Origin of the sequence: Candidatus Nitrosotalea sp. TS, from assembly GCF_011319465.1 — an archaeon.
GTDB lineage: Archaea > Thermoproteota > Nitrososphaeria > Nitrososphaerales > Nitrosopumilaceae > Nitrosotalea.
This window is the reverse complement of sequence record NZ_RCMB01000004.1, coordinates 1-18,084: the sequence shown is the minus strand read 5'-3', so window position 1 is coordinate 18,084 and position 18,084 is coordinate 1. Positions and strand designations below refer to the sequence as shown.

Annotated in this window: 30 protein-coding genes, 2 tRNA genes and 1 pseudogene; 21 read left to right on the top strand and 12 right to left on the bottom strand. The window is 41.5% G+C overall.

Translation table 11 applies throughout. From position 1 onward, the window contains the following. Nucleotides 1–89 precede the first annotated feature (89 nt). The 3 genes from DYY67_RS01880 (at nt 90) to DYY67_RS11810 (ending at nt 967) form a co-directional block, all read left to right on the top strand. The gene (locus DYY67_RS01880; RefSeq protein WP_166390277.1) at nt 90–389 is read left to right on the top strand and encodes an NADH-quinone oxidoreductase subunit I; all 300 of its coding nucleotides are present in this window, start codon (nt 90–92) and stop codon (nt 387–389) included. A gap of 79 nt (nt 390–468) precedes the next feature. Further along, complete coding sequence (locus DYY67_RS11815; protein ID WP_445082563.1) at nt 469–660, top strand: hypothetical protein; 192 nt, start codon at nt 469–471, stop codon at nt 658–660. Nucleotides 661–721: 61 nt separating this feature from the next. Further along, nucleotides 722–967, top strand: a complete 246-nt coding sequence (locus DYY67_RS11810; protein ID WP_445082562.1) for a dual specificity protein phosphatase family protein — start codon at nt 722–724, stop codon at nt 965–967. 186 nt (nt 968–1,153) lie between these two features. Here the strand turns inward: DYY67_RS11810 and DYY67_RS11420 are convergent, their stop codons facing one another. Both DYY67_RS11420 and DYY67_RS01870 read right to left on the bottom strand, forming a co-directional pair. Beyond that, entirely contained in the window at nt 1,154–1,345 is a 192-nt protein-coding gene (locus tag DYY67_RS11420) for a hypothetical protein (RefSeq protein WP_320415914.1), read from the bottom strand. Beyond that, nucleotides 1,342–1,695, bottom strand: a complete 354-nt coding sequence (locus tag DYY67_RS01870) for a hypothetical protein (RefSeq protein ID WP_320415913.1) — start codon at nt 1,693–1,695, stop codon at nt 1,342–1,344. Before DYY67_RS01870 ends, DYY67_RS11420 begins: the two co-directional genes overlap by 4 nt. A 44-nt stretch (nt 1,696–1,739) precedes the next feature. On the opposite strand from DYY67_RS01870, the gene DYY67_RS01865 reads away from it, so the two are divergent. The 9 genes from DYY67_RS01865 to DYY67_RS01830 all read left to right on the top strand — a co-directional run bounded on the left by DYY67_RS01865 (nt 1,740) and on the right by DYY67_RS01830 (nt 7,946). After that, a complete protein-coding gene (locus DYY67_RS01865; protein ID WP_166390275.1) occupies nt 1,740–2,021 on the top strand; it encodes an RpoL/Rpb11 RNA polymerase subunit family protein in 282 nt (93 codons plus the stop codon). Beyond that, on the top strand, nt 2,022–2,336 hold the full coding sequence (locus DYY67_RS01860; RefSeq protein ID WP_166390273.1) for a transcription factor S: 315 nt from the start codon (nt 2,022–2,024) through the stop codon (nt 2,334–2,336). Between the two features lie 224 nt (nt 2,337–2,560). Beyond that, nucleotides 2,561–3,187, top strand: a complete 627-nt coding sequence (gene pcn / locus DYY67_RS01855; protein WP_255492666.1) for a proliferating cell nuclear antigen (pcna) — start codon at nt 2,561–2,563, stop codon at nt 3,185–3,187. Between the two features lie 37 nt (nt 3,188–3,224). Beyond that, on the top strand, nt 3,225–3,461 hold the full coding sequence (locus tag DYY67_RS10445) for an amino acid kinase family protein (protein WP_255492665.1): 237 nt from the start codon (nt 3,225–3,227) through the stop codon (nt 3,459–3,461). Then, nucleotides 3,448–4,626 (top strand): aspartate kinase, encoded by a 1,179-nt coding sequence (locus DYY67_RS01850; protein ID WP_255492664.1) that lies wholly within the window; start codon nt 3,448–3,450, stop codon nt 4,624–4,626. Before DYY67_RS10445 ends, DYY67_RS01850 begins: the two co-directional genes overlap by 14 nt. A 50-nt stretch (nt 4,627–4,676) precedes the next feature. Continuing rightward, a complete protein-coding gene (locus DYY67_RS01845) occupies nt 4,677–5,651 on the top strand; it encodes a DUF7482 domain-containing protein (protein ID WP_166390271.1) in 975 nt (324 codons plus the stop codon). Continuing rightward, entirely contained in the window at nt 5,635–6,138 is a 504-nt protein-coding gene (locus DYY67_RS01840) for a DUF7482 domain-containing protein (RefSeq protein WP_166390269.1), read from the top strand. Before DYY67_RS01845 ends, DYY67_RS01840 begins: the two co-directional genes overlap by 17 nt. Before the next feature lie 37 nt (nt 6,139–6,175). Next, a complete protein-coding gene (gene cobJ / locus DYY67_RS01835) occupies nt 6,176–6,958 on the top strand; it encodes a precorrin-3B C(17)-methyltransferase (protein ID WP_166390267.1) in 783 nt (260 codons plus the stop codon). 7 nt (nt 6,959–6,965) lie between these two features. Then, nucleotides 6,966–7,946: a TIGR03560 family F420-dependent LLM class oxidoreductase gene (locus DYY67_RS01830; RefSeq protein ID WP_166390265.1), complete on the top strand. Its 981-nt coding sequence runs from the start codon at nt 6,966–6,968 to the stop codon at nt 7,944–7,946. Here the strand turns inward: DYY67_RS01830 and DYY67_RS01825 are convergent. Both DYY67_RS01825 and DYY67_RS01820 read right to left on the bottom strand, forming a co-directional pair. Continuing rightward, nucleotides 7,939–8,995 (bottom strand): annotated as a pseudogene (locus tag DYY67_RS01825) (tyrosine--tRNA ligase). The gene DYY67_RS01830 and the pseudogene DYY67_RS01825 overlap by 8 nt on opposite strands. A 65-nt stretch (nt 8,996–9,060) precedes the next feature. Further along, nucleotides 9,061–9,612 (bottom strand): hypothetical protein, encoded by a 552-nt coding sequence (locus DYY67_RS01820; RefSeq protein WP_166390263.1) that lies wholly within the window; start codon nt 9,610–9,612, stop codon nt 9,061–9,063. Between the two features lie 90 nt (nt 9,613–9,702). Between DYY67_RS01820 and DYY67_RS11415 the strand changes: the two genes are divergently transcribed. From DYY67_RS11415 to DYY67_RS01810, 4 genes are read left to right on the top strand one after another with little or no spacing between them, the layout of a single operon-like run. Beyond that, complete coding sequence (locus DYY67_RS11415; protein ID WP_320415912.1) at nt 9,703–9,828, top strand: hypothetical protein; 126 nt, start codon at nt 9,703–9,705, stop codon at nt 9,826–9,828. A gap of 7 nt (nt 9,829–9,835) precedes the next feature. Further along, on the top strand, nt 9,836–10,027 hold the full coding sequence (locus DYY67_RS11410) for a DegT/DnrJ/EryC1/StrS family aminotransferase (protein ID WP_320415911.1): 192 nt from the start codon (nt 9,836–9,838) through the stop codon (nt 10,025–10,027). Next, nucleotides 10,014–10,793 carry a DegT/DnrJ/EryC1/StrS family aminotransferase gene (locus DYY67_RS01815; RefSeq protein WP_320415910.1) on the top strand — a complete coding sequence of 260 codons (780 nt, stop codon included), beginning with the start codon at nt 10,014–10,016 and terminating at the stop codon, nt 10,791–10,793. Before DYY67_RS11410 ends, DYY67_RS01815 begins: the two co-directional genes overlap by 14 nt. Next, on the top strand, nt 10,790–11,269 hold the full coding sequence (locus DYY67_RS01810) for a tetrahydromethanopterin S-methyltransferase subunit A (protein WP_255492663.1): 480 nt from the start codon (nt 10,790–10,792) through the stop codon (nt 11,267–11,269). The genes DYY67_RS01815 and DYY67_RS01810 overlap by 4 nt, the downstream gene beginning before the upstream one ends. 2 nt (nt 11,270–11,271) lie before the next feature. On the opposite strand, the gene DYY67_RS01805 is transcribed toward DYY67_RS01810, so the two are convergent. The 4 genes from DYY67_RS01805 to DYY67_RS01795 are packed head-to-tail and all read right to left on the bottom strand — an operon-like array spanning nt 11,272 to nt 12,978. Then, entirely contained in the window at nt 11,272–11,604 is a 333-nt protein-coding gene (locus tag DYY67_RS01805) for a dUTPase (RefSeq protein WP_166390261.1), read from the bottom strand. Nucleotides 11,605–11,638: 34 nt separating this feature from the next. Further along, nucleotides 11,639–12,277: a PfkB family carbohydrate kinase gene (locus DYY67_RS01800; RefSeq protein WP_255492662.1), complete on the bottom strand. Its 639-nt coding sequence runs from the start codon at nt 12,275–12,277 to the stop codon at nt 11,639–11,641. Next, entirely contained in the window at nt 12,274–12,531 is a 258-nt protein-coding gene (locus DYY67_RS10440; protein ID WP_255492661.1) for a hypothetical protein, read from the bottom strand. The genes DYY67_RS01800 and DYY67_RS10440 overlap by 4 nt, the downstream gene beginning before the upstream one ends. 12 nt (nt 12,532–12,543) lie before the next feature. Further along, nucleotides 12,544–12,978: a hypothetical protein gene (locus DYY67_RS01795; RefSeq protein WP_166390259.1), complete on the bottom strand. Its 435-nt coding sequence runs from the start codon at nt 12,976–12,978 to the stop codon at nt 12,544–12,546. 174 nt (nt 12,979–13,152) lie between these two features. On the opposite strand from DYY67_RS01795, the gene DYY67_RS01790 reads away from it, so the two are divergent. Beyond that, nucleotides 13,153–13,626 carry a hypothetical protein gene (locus tag DYY67_RS01790; protein ID WP_166390257.1) on the top strand — a complete coding sequence of 158 codons (474 nt, stop codon included), beginning with the start codon at nt 13,153–13,155 and terminating at the stop codon, nt 13,624–13,626. Between the two features lie 208 nt (nt 13,627–13,834). Here DYY67_RS01790 and DYY67_RS01780 read toward each other — a convergent pair whose 3' ends face one another. Further along, a complete protein-coding gene (locus tag DYY67_RS01780; RefSeq protein WP_166390253.1) occupies nt 13,835–14,743 on the bottom strand; it encodes a hypothetical protein in 909 nt (302 codons plus the stop codon). Nucleotides 14,744–14,750: 7 nt separating this feature from the next. Further along, on the bottom strand, nt 14,751–15,230 hold the full coding sequence (locus tag DYY67_RS01775; RefSeq protein ID WP_166390251.1) for a peptidylprolyl isomerase: 480 nt from the start codon (nt 15,228–15,230) through the stop codon (nt 14,751–14,753). Between the two features lie 281 nt (nt 15,231–15,511). On the opposite strand from DYY67_RS01775, the gene DYY67_RS01770 reads away from it, so the two are divergent. The 3 genes from DYY67_RS01770 (at nt 15,512) to DYY67_RS01760 (ending at nt 16,896) form a co-directional block, all read left to right on the top strand. Beyond that, entirely contained in the window at nt 15,512–15,754 is a 243-nt protein-coding gene (locus DYY67_RS01770; RefSeq protein WP_166390249.1) for a hypothetical protein, read from the top strand. Nucleotides 15,755–16,011: 257 nt separating this feature from the next. Further along, nucleotides 16,012–16,299: a hypothetical protein gene (locus tag DYY67_RS01765; protein WP_166390247.1), complete on the top strand. Its 288-nt coding sequence runs from the start codon at nt 16,012–16,014 to the stop codon at nt 16,297–16,299. Between the two features lie 177 nt (nt 16,300–16,476). After that, nucleotides 16,477–16,896, top strand: a complete 420-nt coding sequence (locus DYY67_RS01760) for a hypothetical protein (protein WP_166390245.1) — start codon at nt 16,477–16,479, stop codon at nt 16,894–16,896. Nucleotides 16,897–16,916: 20 nt separating this feature from the next. On the opposite strand, the gene DYY67_RS01755 is transcribed toward DYY67_RS01760, so the two are convergent. Then, nucleotides 16,917–17,010, bottom strand: a tRNA-Arg gene (locus DYY67_RS01755). Nucleotides 17,011–17,044: 34 nt separating this feature from the next. Next, nucleotides 17,045–17,749: a 5,6-dimethylbenzimidazole synthase gene (bluB, locus tag DYY67_RS01750; protein WP_166390243.1), complete on the bottom strand. Its 705-nt coding sequence runs from the start codon at nt 17,747–17,749 to the stop codon at nt 17,045–17,047. 80 nt (nt 17,750–17,829) lie between these two features. Between bluB and DYY67_RS01745 the strand changes: the two genes are divergently transcribed. Then, nucleotides 17,830–17,903: transfer RNA gene (locus tag DYY67_RS01745), tRNA-Val, on the top strand. The last annotated feature ends 181 nt before the right edge of the window (nt 17,904–18,084 follow it).

The window sequence follows — 18,084 nt, the reverse complement described above, 5'->3', positions numbered from 1 at the left end:
ATTCTAACACTGTTATAAAATTTCCAAACGCCGTTATAACATCGATTTTTTCAGCAAGTTATATTAAGATCTATTCTCGAAATACATTCATGCCAGTTGGAATTATTCCAGATATCGGCGAACAAATGTGCATAGGATGTGCACTCTGCGTAGAGATTTGTACATCACTAGGCCCAGACGTATTAAGAGTAAAACCAGTAGAAGGCTGGAAGAGAGGTAAAGCATTTGTATTTTATCCAGAAAGATGCATCTCAGACGGTGCATGCATCGGCGTTTGCCCAACAAAGGCAATCTTTTGGATGAGACCAATGGACTTTACTCCAGGACAACCAGTACCACTCTATCGAAACTCTATATTCGTCAAAGGTTGGACTGAACTAGCCGAATAGACAGGTTCAACATAACTCCTTTTTATTATTCTCACCCTAACCTTCGGTTTCTAAATATATGGAATGTGTCCATCTCTAGATGTTGAGCAAACCTGGTAATCTCTGGAGAAAAATGCACGGCAAGATCACAAAAAAGCCTACTAACTTTAGTTGGCTGCTTGACAACAAGCTTGCAGGCAGTGGAATGCCCACAACACCTTCAGAAATTGACTGGGTGGTAAAGCAGGGAGTCCGGTCAATAGTTACAATGACAGAGGAGTCCTTGACCTGATTCGTGGGTAAAGGATGTAAAGTACCTGCATGTTCCAACAGAAGATTTTTCTGCACCTGACATGGAGCAGATTGATCACGCAGTAGAATTCATCAACGAGCGAATCCAAAATAGCGAGCCCGTTATGGTTCACTGTGCAGCCGGAATAGGAAGGACTGGAACCATTCTTGCATGCTATCTTGTAAAGTATCAAAAATTATCTGCAAAGGACTCTATAGAAAAAGTACGAAAAGAAAGACCTGGTTCGATACAATCCGAATCTCAGGAATTAGCAATCAGCTTGTACTACAAGCACATACACAACTAACTACTCTGGTATTGATGTAGTTACCATCTTTCCATTTTCAAGTTTGATGAAGAGGAATCTGTTGTCTTTGAAGATCAAGTGTTATCTCGTTGTCTCTTTCAGACTTGTCTTCAACTTCAAGCAATTCCTGTCCTCTAATACCATCGAATTTTGCCATGACGTTACTCTAGTAATTCCATTTATATCCTATTTGGTGATTTCAATTTCTATTTCTTTAGAGCTGGTCTTGCTATCAAATTCTTCAGCATAGTCATGCTTGAACCAAGAGACATAGACTTCTGCACCAATCTTGTGCTTTCCAGGGCCAAGTTCTGATGCCTTGATATCTATTTTTTCGTCAAAATCAAGCAATAGCTGCTGTGCCTCTACCTGGTTCATTGGGATGTGCGGCTCAAAGTTCTTGGATATCTGTACCCAGACCTTCTTTTCTGCCATCTGGGTAAGCTTTGGATTTCGTGTCCAGAAAAGAGCGCCTTTTTGTACGTGTCAAGCGGTGTCCCGATCGCACGTTTTCGTAATCCGCCGGAATAGAGTTTAACGCCATATTTGAGCTTGAATACATTATCATGTTTGTTGTATGCACGCTCCCAATTTTTTTCATTGAATGCTTCACGAAGTCCTCCGGTTACGGAGAACTTGACATTTATTGCTATGTTATCATTTATGGTGACTTTATCAACAGATTTTTCTAGTGAGACCTCATCTATTGTGTTTTTTTCGTTGGCCAACTCTTCGTAATGATTTATATCATCAATAAGTGTTTTTTGACTTTATGGACGTTCAGGTCAAAAAGTCTTCTACAAAGGAAGTTCTCCTAGACATAAGAAAATCTGACATTGCTACACTATACATCGTCCAGTATGAATTGCTCAAGGATCCTACAGTGGAATTTGCAGGTGTAGTGCTAAAACACCCCCTGACCAAGGAATACGCAATGCGCGTAAACACTTCAAAGGGAAACCCGATCAAGGAAATTGAAAAGGCCGTCAAGGCAGCAATAGGCTATTCTGATGAGCTAAAAAAAGCAATCAATTCAAAAATTAAGGGTGCGTAGATGAAATTTTGCCCCAAGTGCAATGCCAGGCTCAAGCTAGCTGATTCAGAAGTTGAATTTGTATGTCCTAAATGTGGTTACAGCGAGAAAGGCACCAAGGCAAAAAAACAGGCAAAGGCAGAGGACCGCTCTACAATCAACATACTAGACGAAAAAGAGAAAAAAGAAACTTTACCTGTCATAAAAATTGAATGCGGCAAGTGCGGACACAACGAGGCCGTATGGTGGATGTTGCAGACAAGAAGCGCTGATGAACCTACGACACAATTCTATCGCTGTGTCAGTTGCAGCTATACTTGGCGAAACTATGCATAACTGTTCTTGCAAGTTTGCGATTCATAATTATGTCATCGATCAAAGTTATTACAAAATAACCTTGACAGAACCTTTAACTTGAACATGCTAGACATGTGAATAAGTTTGGTATTTTCTGCAAAGACCGGAGGCTCTGATGAATGGAAAGCAGTGATATCTGCTATTTCCACCTTGGTAGAAGAAGCAACCTTTGAGGCACGGGCGAGGGAATTGCTTTTCGAGGGATGGATCCTTCTCATGTTGCATTAATTGATATCTCATGGCCTAATTCTGCATTTGAAAAATATGTCTGCGATGAAGATGTAAAGTTTGGTGTAAGGATTGACGAGTTTGCCAAGCTAATCAAGAGATCTGACAAAAAAGACAATATTGAGATCAGCATTACAGAGGACAAATTACTGCTTGTTACTATTGGAAAAAATAAGAAATACAAAATGCGGCTAATAGAAAGTTCTGCAACAGATACTCCTTTGCCAAAAATTACCTATAACGCAAAGGTTGTTGTAACTTCAACTGAGTTTGATAAAATTCTGGGCGACATTCAGGTGGTTTCAGAATATCTCTCAATCACTGCAAGTGCCAGCAAGGCGGAATTTTCCGGCAGGGGTGACTCGGGTGAGGCAGTGATCACACTAGAGAAGGGAATGCCTGAGATGCCAGAAATTGAAGTCAAAGAAGACAGTACGGCAACTTATAGTCTTGATTATCTTAACAGCATTGTAAAGGCAGTAGGAGCTGTAGCTGGTACGGTTGTATGCGAATACTCTACCAAAATGCCACTCCGGCTAGAGTTTAAGGTTGCAAACGTAGGCAGAATACATTTCTATCTGGCCCCAAGAGTTGAAAGTTAAAAGCATTTTAAGGATATTATAGGCAGGTAATACTGGTTTGAAGCTAGTCCTAAAGTTTGGCGGAACATCAATTGCTTCTGCGGCAAACGTTCGAAATGTAGCCAATCTGATAAAATCACTTTCAAAAGATCACAAGATAATCCCAGTCTTTTCTGCAATGAGTGGCGTTACAGACGACTTGATTAGAATAACAAGTCATGTCAAGGACAGGAATACAGAAGCTGCCAACTCTCTTGCAAAAAAAATAATCAGAGATGCACATGGATATTTCTAATCAATGCGTGAAAAATCCAAAAATCCGAAAGGATCTAGCAAGCAAAATGAGGGCCGATCTTGATGAGCTTGAGGAGCTGCTGCATGGCATGCTGCTTCTTGGGGAAGTAACCCCGCGATCTTCTGACTATTTGATTTCCTTTGGAGAAAGATTATCAGTTAACCTGATTGCCTTTACATTAAATGACATAGGAGTCAAGGCAGTGCCGCTTGCAGGAAAAGATGCTGGAATTGTCACCGATTCAAATTTTGGCGAAGCAAAGCCATTGATGGATACCACAAGGCTGCACGTATCGCATAAAATTGAAAGTCTTTCACAGAAAAAGATAATGCCAGTAATAGGAGGCTTTGCAGGCGCGGATCAGCATGGCAACATAACCACATTTGGCAGGGGAGGGTCTGATTATACCGCCACAATAATTGCATCAAGCATAAAGGCCGATGAGGTGTGGTTGATGAGCGACGTGGATGGTCTGATGACAACAGATCCAAAGATTGTAAAAAATGCCAAGCTCATCCGAGAGGTGTCGTATATTGAAGCAATGGAAATGGCTCTATTTGGCGCAAAACAAATTCATCCAAGAGCACTTGAGCCGCTAGTTTCAAAAAAAATCATACTACGAATTAGAAACACGTTTAACATAAAAAATCCCGGCACGCTAGTAACGGCGGATCCAAAGGCTGCCACAAAAGAGACAGTAAAGTGCGTAAGCGCAATAAGACACACAGGACTGATTGATGTGCGGGGAGGAAGCATGGTAGGCGCTCCAGGAACTGCAGCCACAATATTTTCCACTCTTGCAAAAGCTGGGGTCAATGTAATGATGATCTCCCAGAGTCCGTCGGAATCAAGCATATCAATTATTGTAAAAAAGAATGACATGGACAAGGCTGTCAATGCACTTGAGATGAACCTGCTTGGCAAAATAATCAAAAAAGTCGATGTTACAGTAGATGTCTCAATTATAGCACTAATTGGGTCCGGAATGAGGGGAATAGCTGGTGTTGCATCAAAGGTATTTACTGCAGTGGCAAAAAGGGGCGTAAACGTGATAATGATTGCACAAGGCTCGTCTGAGCTTAACATTGCCTTTGTTGTCAAGGACTCGGACTGTAATGCTGCAGTACAAGCATTGCACGATGAATTTGATTTGTCAAAAACTTAGGTACATTTTACTAAAAGCATATTTATGCCGATCAGGCATTTTGGAGAACCATGAACAGGTTGCTTGTTGCAGTAATCATTGCAGCTGCTGTCGGCGTCATATTTTCAATTCCTCTATTATCCAATAATTTAGCTACTGCAGGAACTGTTAAAAAAATACAATTTACTCAAACCCTGACATCATCACAGGACCCCGGACTTGGGCACAGTGATGAGCAGCTTGCAATGGTATTGCTGCCAAGCAATGGCACTCTGTATACTGGCACGCTAACATATACTGCAAGCGAGCCTGTTCAGATAATAATTCTTCATCAGATTGACAAAAGCGACTCAAAAGGCCAGCCCGTGTGGACTGTAAACAACAGTACCATGTATGCTGAAACCATAATTAATTCAGACTCTAATGGCGGGACTCTTGATTTTGCAGGATCTGCAATTGGGCTTCACTATACAAACTCATCCCAATTTACGGCAACGATAAGCGTTGATGGATGGATAAGGGGCACAACACCAGAGTTTCTGCAAAATAACACCCGGATTATTTCTGAAAACAATTTGAAATTATCTAGGGCAGAGATTCCTGTAACCATTCCTCTAGACAAGGGATCATACAACGGGCAGCCTGTCTACTATATCATGACTGATTCAAGCAACAGCATGGAGGCAAGCCAGGTGTCTGCCAAACAAAACTGGAAGGTGCAGCAATCTCCTCTCCTGGCCCAAGCCCCGCAAAAATTGCTCAGCAAGATGTATGTATTCACAAATGGAATAACAGGCAATGGAACCCAAGGGTACCAAAACGAAGTGTTTTCAAATATACCGTCAGATAGCAGCTATACCCCGCTTAGCCTGATAGTGCAGGCCACATGGAGCCCGGGAAGAACGCCCCAACTCCTAAACTCTACAAAAGATATTCTTGCTGCAAATGCAACAGGCGCTCTAACACTAACCGTCACAGATTATGTAGTCAACACTCCACAAATGGTCTGGCCAGGCGGACAGATGGACTGTGAGAAACAGCACTGAATCATCTGGCCAAACAGCATACACTGGAGACCAGGTGCTCAATATCGATACTGCAAACAAGTTTGTTACATTCATGGCACATCGAGGATGGGGTCCGGACGGAAAGACAATTTATTATATCATTACAGGAGGTACGCCTGACGGTCCTGCAAAAATGATGGGACTGATGAATACTCCGGCACTGTCTACGCTCTTGCCTGCTGCAAGAGATCTTTACAATTTTGCCAACGGCATCAGGGGCGATGGCTCGTTTGGTTTTCAAGAAGGAATTTCTGGTGCACAGCTGGGCGATACGAAATATTCCCCAATCTGCAAAATATCGATGGTAACTTGGGCAAATCCTCAAAATGCGACACTGCTAGAAACCATGAATGACATCAACTTTGAAAAATCTCAAGGGACAATCACTGTACAGCCTGCGCTGGTTTTCAACAACAACTACATGCTTGACTGCCCCATAGTTGAGATTCCAAAGAGCAGCTCATGAAAACGGATAAATTTACTCTAAAAATTTCTTATTGTTGATGGCTGGTAAATTATACATCGTAGGCGTCGGACCGGGCCATCATGACCACATGACTTTTCGAGCTAAACAGGTAATTGAAGAAAGCAATACAATTGTAGGATATGAAACGTATGTCAATTTGGTAGAAGATCTCATTGAAGGAAAGGAAATCCATCGATATGCCATGACGCAAGAAGTTGAGCGGGCTCATCAATGCATCGAGCTTGCAAAGGCAGGAAAGATAGTTTCTCTGGTCTCAAGTGGAGATCCTGGCATTTATGGCATGGCAGGATTGATTTACGAAGTTCTAGCAGAAGAAGGCTGGGACAGAAAAACTGGCCTGTATGTAGAGATAATTCCGGGAGTTTCCTCTCTTAACTCCTGTGCGGCGCTAGTTGGCTCGCCACTTATGACTGATTTTGCAGTAGTTAGCATGAGCGACCTGCTTGTACCGTGGGAGATTATAACAAAAAGAGTGGAAGCTGCAGCACAAGGAGATTTTGTAATTGTGATCTACAACCCTGCAAGCAAGAAAAGAATTCACCAGCTGCAAGACACAAGAAAACTTTTGCTAAAATACCGGGCTCCCAACACTCCAGTAGCCATAGTCAAGGGGGCATACAGAGAATCACAAGAGGTTGTCTTGACTGATCTTGAAAACATGGAAAATCATCAAGACAAGCTAGGGATGATTACTACTGTGATAATAGGCAACTCTTCTACGTATAGATACAAGGACATGATGGTAAATCCTCGTGGATACACATCAAAATACAATATAGCTGAGCCTCAGGCGCGCTGAATATGCCATGGCGCCAATTCAGGTAGGACTCACCCTGCCGCAGGGATGGCTAGATGAATTCCCTACAAAAAATTCTCATGAGCAATTTCTCTTTTCCAAAAATGTTGCACTAAAGGCAGAAAGTCTTGGCTATGCTGCAGGATATGTTTATGATCATTTCATTCCATATTATGGGAACAATCGCAGCGGGCCATTTTTTGAAGCATACACTCTGATCTCTGCCATTGCATCTGTCACATCAAAATTGAGGATTGGCCAGGTGGTTACGTGCAACTCTTACAGGCACCCGTCGCTTCTTGCCAAAATGACATCTACAATCGATGCAATTAGCAACGGCAGGCTTGAGTTTGGCATCGGTGCGGGCTGGTTTGAACACGAGTATAATTCCTATGGCTACAAATTTCATAATGCTGCAGCAAGAATAGAGCAACTCAACGAATCTATTATAATAATCAAAAAAATGTGGCAAAACGAAAAGCCAAGTTTCAAAGGCAAGCACTATTCCATAAAAAACGCAACATGTAATCCAAGACCCATGCAAAATCCCACCCCTCCAATAATGGTGGGCGGCGCTGGAGGCAAGCTAATGGAGGTTGTGGCAAGACATGCTACTAGGTATAATCATCCGTTTGGCACTCCTGAAATACTAAAAGAAAAGATCAGCCTGCTGAAGACAAAATGCAAGATGATAAAGCGAGACCACAAAGAAATTGAAAACTCTGTTCTTTTGCGCGTACTTGTTGGAAAAGACAGCGATGACGTAAAGAAAATTATTTCAGGGCTGAAGAAGAAAAATGAATCAATAGCGGAATTTCTTCTTCGCTCAAGAGACAGCATAGCCCTTGGCACGCCAGACGAGGTGGCGCAATACCTTGGGCGCTATCAAAAAATTGGCATTAATTATTTCATAGTCAATTTTGTGGGCCTGTCAAGATCGCTTGACATGCTTTCAACATTTTCTAAAAAAGTTATTCCGCTTCTCAGGTAGTGCCCTTGATTGCTTCGTAAAGCTCTGGAGACAGGGTCAGCTTCTCTCCTATTGGCCTGACTATATCAGATACATATTTTCCTGCACTGGTTTTCAGGTCGGAAGGATGTATCTTTTTTTCTGCAAAGTCCTTCTCTAGCTGTTGGTAGCTGGTATAGCTTACATTGCCGCCAAATTTCTCCGGCCTTTCTATGGTAATTTCACTGAATTGGTGAAATATGACATACCTGAAAATTTCCAAGATGGGGTTTTTCTCTACGATTCCCTCAGGACACCAAGCTTTTTTGAATTTGGATTTTATCTCTTCTTCTGAATCGTGGATAAATATTCCAGACGTTGCCTTTGACTTGCTCATTTTGCTTGAGATAAACTGTGAATCAGGATCAGTTGCAGCCTCTGGCTCGCCCAGGCCTGCAAGTATGTGGTGATGGACTGCTACCGGCACCTTCCACTTCATCTTGGGAAATATTCTCTCGCACCAGCATGTGTATTTTTCTTTGATCCATTCCTGCATGAACTATGTCAAGATCCATCGAGTGAATGTCTACGGCTTGCATTGGGGGATAGAAGAGCTGGCCTAGCTCAATCTTGTCTTTATCTGCACTTCTTCCCATTATTGTAAGCGAGCGCATTGTCCTGTCAAGTGACATGTTTTTTGCAAATTTGACCAAATCCATCCAATAGTCCTTTCTTGACTCGTAAAGATCAGAGCCCCCTACAATCTCTACACCTGGGCAGAACAGCTTGAAGGCATCGGCATAATATTTTGAGACCATCTTGATCTTGTCCCAGTCTCCTCCCAACTTGTTATTGATGTAGGTATGCCAGTCTGCTAAAAATACGGTGCACTTTACTCCAGCTTTGATAAAGTCATTTATCTTAAATCCAGTCAGTATCAGACTTCCAAGGTGCAAAAAACCAGAAATTTCCAAGCCGATGTAATGCTTGGGATGGGCGTTTGTGTTAAACAGGTTGAGCAGTTCTTCTTGCGTAACTACTTCTTCAGTAGGGTCTTTTGTAACAAGATTGATTTTTTCTGTAACGTCCACTTTGAGTAAAATTTTCCCTTGTGATGCTATAAAGTTACGGGTTTGCTCAAGACTACGCATCAATATCAGTCTAGTTTCTTTCTTGGCCTTGTGCTAAGATATAGTGCGTGTGAGCTTATGATTACTGCTGCAAGGAACATTTTCGTTGCAAAGTTGAGGTTCCATGGCCTGGTAGGATCAGGATAAGCTATTGTTAGAGAGTCAATATCTGGAACCTTTCCATTGATGATTCCGGCTGTAATCTGTGCATTGAGAACAATAAAGTTGTAGATTGCCTCATACAGGCAGATTGCTGCCAGACTTGCAAGCATAAGCTGCACCAGTGTGAGCTGCCAGGAAGGAACCCCCACTGTTCTCTTCCACCCAATTCTTGTCACGCAATACCAGCCAATTATTGAAGAAAAGAACAGCCACGATGTCAGCTTGGCAAAATGAGCTGTTGGAAACTCGGTCTTTTCTAGTATCTCGCCCATCACATATGTTCCATTTTTTTGCCATTCCATGGTCATTCCATAAATCCCATAGAACGTTATGGATAGCATTATGAATCCGCATATGTAGAAAATGTAAAGAAATACTTTGTATCCTGACTGATCCTTCTCTAAACCGATCCTCATTAAACTACGATTGATCCCGCCTGAAATATAAGAATTGGTTTTGCTTTCATTCGGAAGTTTAATTATAGTATTATGCCTGATAACACATAATTGAAAATTCCAATAAACGTTCCAGTAATAGAAAAAGAAGAGATCAATGAAGTACGAGATGTCTTGCTAGAAAAATCGCTAACAACTGCCGGCATATTCCGGAGGCAAGAGAGTTCAAGAATTTGAAAAACTATTGTCATCATACACCGGATCAAGATATGCGGTAGCGGTAAATTCGGGAACTGCGGCGCTGCAGGCAGCCCTTTATGCCCTTGGGATAAAAAGCGGAGATGAAGTACTGCTTCCGTCATTTACTTTTGTAGCCACTGCAAACTCTGTCATGTCTGTTGGGGCAAAGCCAGTGTTTGTTGATGTGGCTCCCTGATAATTATACGATGGATCCTTATGATCTGAAGAAAAAGATTACAAAAAAATCAAAGGCAATAATGCCAGTGCATCTGTATGGAAATTTTTCATACATGGATGAGATTTCTGAGATAGCAGACAGGCACAATATCGATGTAGTTGAGGATGCGGCACAGTCATTGGGAACAACATACAAGAAGAAACAGTCTGGGACATTCTCACGACTAGGATGCTTTAGCATGTATGCTGCAAAGGTAATGACATCGGGAGAAGGCGGAGCAATTGTCACAAACGACAAGGAGGTCTTTGAAAAACTGCGTAAAATAAGAAACCATGGAATGTTGCACGGATACGATACAAGAATTTTAGGGCTAAATCTCAGGCTTCCGGAACTGTCTGCTGCAATAGCCAAGATCCAAATGAAAAAACTTCCAAAGTTTCTCAAAAAAAGAGAACACAATGCCAAAATTCTAACAGAACTTTTGGATGACCTAAATTTCATCTTGCCAAGGGAAAGGACAGGCGTCAAAGTAAATTGGTATCTTTATACCATTTCTACGAAGAATCGCGACAAGCTGGCAAAACAACTAAACGAAAAAGGAATCGGCGCAACTGCCTATTACTCAATTCCTGCACACAAAACTCCATTTTACAAAAGTAAAATAGAACTACCGATGACTGACTGGGCAGCTTCTACCGTTCTGAGCTTGCCTGTGCATCCTCTTGTTACAGAAGACAACCTCCACTATATTTCAAAAACTATCCATCAATTGGTTGAAAAATGAATCCAATAGCAGAGATGGCAGGGGAGCTGTGCAAGATTCTGCTTCCAATTGAGGACAGGGTTTACTTTGGTGATTCAAAATCCAGTGTAGCAGTATGTACTTTATCCAGCATGAAGCTGCTTGAAGAAATTGTAAGCTCTACACTTATGACCAAAGTTAACATTGCTGGAAGACTGCTTTCAGAAAACAAGGGAATTGATCTGCTTGTTAGGCATGTAATATCTGACGGAAACATTCGCGTCATTATTTTATGTGGCAGAGATACAGTAGGACACAGGCCGGGGCATTCGTTACTTTGTTTGCATCAAAATGGAATGGATTTTGACGGAAAAATAATTGGCTCTAAAAGCCCGGATCCTATTTTGTCGCTGACAAATGAAGAAGTGTCAAGATTTCAAAACCAAGTAAGAATTATTGATAAGATGGGGGAGACTGACATTTCAAATCTTGGGCCGGAAATTGGCGGCAAAAACTGATTTCAATAACCGTCAAGCTGTCTTTGTTTGTTGACCTGGTGTTTCTTTTGATATTCTTTTAGTATGTCTTCAGGTGTCATGTTCAGCTCCAATGATGCCTGGACTACAAAGTGCCATATGTCAATAAGCTCCTCTCTTGCTGCCGCCTCATCAAATTCTGTTGGTTTTTTCCACCATTTCCAATTGGTTGTTCGCTGCAGTTCGACTGCCTCATGAATTATGGCAGTGCACAATGCTGAAATTTTTCCTTGCGTGTCCCTTGGATAGCGCTCTAGATTCATCATCTTTTCTAAATTCTTTTGAAGCGTGAAGATTGTATCCAGCTTGTCTTCCATGGGATCTTTTTTTATTTGATATCTATAACCTTTGTCAGAAGTGGACCATTTTTCTATACTGATTGAATCTATTTTGGATCTGTGACTTTCTTAGCTTGACCAAGCCTGCTATTCCGTATTTTTCAACGGCAAATGAGCCCATCACGTTTCCATACACTGTTGCCTCTCTGATTGTTGACAACTTTGTGCTGTTTTTGCTAGCCATGTATCCAATCATGCCTCCTGCAAAAGAATCTCCTGCGCCTGTAGGGTCTACAATATTTTCAAGCGAAAAGGCAGGCGAGGGAAAGACGACATCGTCATAAAATAGCAGTGACCCATGCTCGCCCTTTTTTATGACCACAAATCTTGTGCCCCACTCCATGATCTTTTTTGCAGCCTTGATCAGGTTGTGAGTCTTTGTAAGCAACTTGGCTTCCTCGTCATTTATGACAACAGAATCTACTGCTCCCATCATCTTTATGACATCATTTCTCTTAGTTGAAATCCAAAAATCGATAGTATCGCACATGGAAAACTTTACTCTGTCAAATTCCTTGATTATCTTTGTATTTTGAGCAGGATCGTTATTTGCAAGGTAAACAAATTCTGATTTTCTGTATTCGCTGGGAACTACTGGCTTGAAATCCCCCAGCACATTTAATTCAGTCTTGTTGGTTGTCCTGGAACTCAATGTAAGGTCGTAGCTTCCGTCATATCGAAAGTTTTCCCGTTTGCATGTACTACGCCCTTGGTATCTACAAACCTTTTCAGTATACTTTGATATCCCTTTGGAAAATCATGTCCCACCACTGCAATAAGGCCGGGCTTTTGGAAAAAACTTGCAGACACTGCAGCATATGTGGCAGCACCGCCCAGTGCATTTTTAATTATTTTGGAAGGAGTTCTAATGGTATCTATCGCGACAGATCCAAAAACCGTCAGCATACTTTGCTGGTTTTACGTGCCGTCTATAAATGCTCTAGCTTCGTCCTGTGTCGGATAGTATGTAAACGGAATGCTGACAGTTGCAAAGAGGACATTATACTGGCTTGTTCCTGTTAGCTTTAGGCTGGGAACACTGTTGGCATTGTTATACTTGTTCAATACTGTCGTGTCGGCAAGGAACGGAGTCTGGGCAACTGTTTTTCCCAATGCTGGAATGACTGATGGCTGCAATACTCCGCTGCCAAGATTCTCTCCGTTAGCAGATACTACAAAATTGGTCTTTCCAACGTTTAGAAACAGCAGTGAGGGGTTGTTGAATTGGAGTTGAAGGCTATAGAGCGTGCCAGTATCATTTCTATCCACTACCTTGCTTTGAATGATTGAGACGTGGAGATCGGATACTGATAGATATTGGATGTATCCAAATATGCCTATAGCCAGCAACAACTGCGCTTATGATTATGATCTTGTTTCTTCTTTCCATAGTGGTGAAATGACAAAATCCCTTTTTAGCACAGGTAGGAAAAAAATCCGAATAACTTGTGTAAACTTTTTGATCTGTTTTTAAAGCTACTTAGAGCTAACAGAATAAATCAAAATAGCGAGGACTGGATATTACAAATGGCAAAAATTAGAATCAGGTATGGTCAAAATGAGATTGAGATCGAGTCCAAGGATTTCTATATAGACAATCAGAGCGTGGACCAGGTGATAAACAACCTCTCAGTACACGTCAAAGATTACAGTCCGGGTACACTTCAGCATGATTATTCGTACGGCCAGCCTGCCAAAGGCGCCGAAGTCCTAAACATGCTCAATGATGCAGAGATTCACGAGCCAGAATTTGTCAAGCCAACATTCCTTGACAAGGCGCAAATAAAGAGCAAGATTAGAACACTTGCAGAAGATGGGTTCTTTGACCAGCCACGAACAACCTCTGAGGTTGTTGCCCAGTTGCATGAGTACGGATGGGCAGCAGTTCCCCTTGATGTATCCAAGGCACTAACAGACATGGCCTTTGGCTATGAACTCCAAAAAGACCTGCGGGAAAAGCGCAATTACTACTCTGTTGCCAAGATGATAGAGCTTAACTAGCCTTATAGCCGCACTTGCTGCAGGAATCAAACACGTCTCCTTCCAGATGATCAAAGTGAGCGTTGCACTTTAGGCACGTGTGGTGCATGTCAAAATAGCCGTCATTTTCAATGTCTCCAACACGATTGGACTGCAACTCCATGCTTCCGCATTTTATACAATGGCATCCGCATTGCATGGAACCCGATGAATTTTTACTATTAATAATCTAGTTGAAATTCAATCTATTTGAAAATCTTAGAGCAACTACTGCCGAGATTGCAATGGCTAATGGCACAAACATTGGGAACTCTGGGATTGCAGTTGTTCCTGTGATCTGTAATGTTCCATTATGGGAAGGTTTCATTCCTATCCAAACATGAGTGCCATTGTCATTGAATTGATTAGTAAGAGTTTGATTCGTGTTTATTGTTGCTTGGTATGGTCCCCACAAAAGTGCCTTGGGCATTATCACTGTGACATAGGAATTTGCCTTGTCAACGTTGAATGCATATGCCTTTGATGATTGATCAAAAACAGGAGGTCCTATGTTTGCAAGACTTCTTACTCCAACATTAAATGTCTGGTTCTGCCACTGTACAGTTTGTATAGTTTCAGGCTCGTTGATAGTGTATGCAAGATGCATGCCATTTCCAATCTGTCGGAGGCCTGCCTTGTCACCAAGATACACTGGTCTGTCCTGTGACCAGATCATATCTACTCCTTTAGGAAAATAAAAATCAGTAAAGACTGCATCGCTTGGTGCATAGTAATTCCAGCTCCACAATCCGTTATTGTCAGTTAGTGCGTTAGGTATGTCGTATTTGATCAGCGTTACATTTCTTTGAGTAGGCAACAATAGGATAGACATTGGACTTTGGCTAATCGTGGAATATTGTACTGAATTGTTGAATTGATCAGTAACTGTAAGGTTGGCAAGATTTCCGGCAATCATCTCGACATGAATTGGACTTGTGGCATTTCCCTGTACAGCATGAACTACATGAGCTGCTCCGTTTTCATCAAGCCTTACCTTGATGTCTTCATTTGGGGGTCCTCCCATAGACACCTGAGCAAATGCTGCCGTAGTTGAGAAAATTGTTACGGCTATCACGCAGGCAAGGAGGAGTTTTAACATGGTCATTCTACTCTGATACGGTTACGCGTAGTATTTTGGCTTCTTGATTAGGGCAATCATTTTTGTCTCTTGGAAGGTTTACTATCTTGTCAGCAACGTCCATTCCACTCACTACCTCTGCAAATACTGTATACTGCTTGTCAAGAAATGTACTATCTGTAGTAACTATGAAGAACTGTGAACCTGCGCTGTTTGGGTCGTTTGCTCTTGCCATTGAGACTATGCCTCTCAGGTGTGATCTTGAATTAAATTCCGCCTTTATCGTATAGCCAGGCCCTCCCATGCCCCATTTGCTCTTGTTTGGAGTCTTGGTATTGGGGTCGCCTCCCTGGATCATAAACCCGGGTATTACTCTGTGGAATAGAGTTCCATCATAAAAATTGCTTTTTGCAAGCTTGGTAAAGTTTCGTACCGTTTCAGGGGCAATATTGGGAGATAATTCAAAGATAATGTTTCCAAAACTGGTCTCTAGAGTTGCTCTTGCCACCTTTCACAAGCCACCATTTTATCATAATAACCTTTCTACACAATTTTACTTTTTCAGTAAGAGTTTCCTTTGATTGTTCTATTGTAATAAATCAAGTATGATAAAAACATTTTAGCTTGAATAAAATTATTTGGCAAAAACTCTGGAAAATTTAAAAAATTATGATGCAAACACAAGATCGCAGGACTTGGTCAAAACGCAAAACTCAATTTTTGCATGTGTCATGTTATTACCAAAAACATAGTAACAGTCTTATATAGAAGATCTGAAAAATAAAAAACGTGAATCGTACTACCCAAAGCACAAATATCAAGCAAGCAATTAACACTCTGCTTGACAAAGGTCTTACAGATAAACAAGATATCTACACAAAAGTTGTAGAAGAGCTTGGAGTTCCAAGACCAACCGTAAGACGGGTTGCAAGAGATCTTAGAAACGAACTTTTACAGAAAATTAAGATTTTGCAGTCTGAGGTTCCAGAATTAGAGGTCAATTCTAAGTCTGCTGCTGAGAGCAGTGACTAGTAAAATCCCTCTATTTTTATAAACACATTTTCTAGTTTGGAAATTTCCATTACTATTATATTCTGCCACCTGAAAAGTAAATTTATGGGACGACAGTATGACATACCCACTATTGTAACATCCTGCCTTGCAGTGGCCTATGACCATATGTTATTTTATAGTGCCAGATAATGGGAAACAAATATTCATAGTTTTTACAGCAATCTCATGGTTCATAGTAGCTGTATGCTGGCTAGCTCTGAAAAGCACCCAGTATCATGCATAACTTGGGAGGCCATGAGCATGATGAAAAAAAAAAGCTAGCAACTAACTCTGGTCGACAACACACTGTTCAGATAAGTTCTAGTGAACTAAGCCACGCCAAAGCAGAACTTAGTGCTGACTTGGATGATCTGCAAAGCACATTGAAGAACAAAGATACAGAGATTGAAAACCTCAAGGCAGAGATTGCAAGCCTTCACACTCTAGTTGAGATAGAGAAACTGAGGACAGATCTGGCAAATCTCAAGGCGCTTGCAGCAAAAGAAAGTGCCAAGAAGAAATAAACTACTTGCAGTGAGGGCACTCGTGCTTTCCGTGATTTTCTTTACAAGAAGGACAACTAATGGCCCCTCCATAGTGGCAGTCACACCTGCAGCCGTCATTTAGCTTTTCTTCTATTATCAACTGATTAGTGAGAATCATACGTCATCTTAATATCTAACGATGCAAAATTGCAAAATATGAGGTATATCATACCTGCAATACTGGCAATAACAGTTCTTTTAGTTTCAGGCCTTGCATTTCCGGCTTCACAGGCAATGGCACCAGCACAAAATCTAGTTCCTGAAAATGATGTTGTAATGCAAAAATCTGTAATCAACATGAATATTCCAGCTGATCCAAAACTTCCATATGGCTGTGTTTGGGGAACGGTACAAAATGCTGCACCAGGTTATCCAGTCGACATTGAAATTTACAAAAATAACAAGCCGGTTTACTTTGCACAAGGCAATGTAACCTCTGACGGTTCGTATCAGAAATATTTCAGGGTCATGAATGTTGATCATGCGGGACACATAACCAACATTTTTGAGGGAGATTACACCGTTGAAATTTTCAAGTATGTTGTAAACTCTACATCGAGCGCCACTTCTACCTAGAATTTTAGGTCAAGAAAAAGCGGGCTCGGAGGGCTTCGATCCCTCGGCCTGTAACTTAGGAGGCTACCGCGCTATCCATGTTTCGCGTCATTTAAGACTCTGCGCCACGAGCCCACTAACGCAAATCAAACTTGGTAACAATTTAAGCCTAATCTAGATTTGAAATTATCATTTCTCGAATTTGCTTCCAGTTTGGATCACTGACATTGTTCCACTTTTCATAGTATACGACATCTTTGAGAGCAAGTCTGTCAAGCCAGCCTGCCTTTTCTAGATCCGGCTTTTCAGCAAAGCCTGTAACATGACCAAGACACAGGTATGCAACAGGAATGACATGTTCAGGGATATCGAGAATGTTTTTGAGATCATCGTTTGAAAGTATGCTGACCCAGCCTACCCCTATGTCTTCGGCCCTTGCTGCAAGCCAGAGGTTTTGTATGGCACAGCAGACGCTGTAAATCCCGGTCTCAGGTATGCTGGACCTTCCTATCACAAAAGGCCCAAACTTGGAAGGGTCATAAGTGACACAGACATTTAATGCAGAATCCAATATTCCCTCAAGCCTCAATGAAAGATATTTTGATCTCTTGGGATCTTCTATTAGATTGGAGGAGCGGATTCTTTCTTTGTCAAAAGAATCTTTTACCTTTCTTCTTGATTCTTTGTCCTTGATTAGAATAAAGTTCCACGGCTGTGAGAAACCCACTGAAGGTGCATGATGAGCTGCATTGAGTATTCTTGACAAGGCCTTTTCATCTATTGGCTCAGAAGTAAAATGAGACCTTACATCTCGTCTTGAAAAGACTGCTTTGTAAAAGCCATCTTTTTCTTCTGGTGAAAAATCACCATTCATACGGTATCCATCAAGAGCGTTCGCATATTACTCTTGTTTTTTAAAACATTAATACATACACAATGAGGTCGTATTTCATTGGGCCGATGGTCTAGCCTGGTAGGATACCCCCCTGACACGGGGGTGGTCGAGAGTTCAAATCTCTCTCGGCCCATTTTCTCTGTCTTTTCGAACAGAGATGCGATTTGAACAGCTATCCTTATGGACTGCTTTCTGTCCAAACTCAGTAGCTTGATGGGCAAATCTTTGTAACCCTTTTTTGTTTTGATTGCGGAGATTTTACTGACAACTCCAAGTCAAGTAATTCCTCACTTCGCTTGAAAGATTCCGTCATT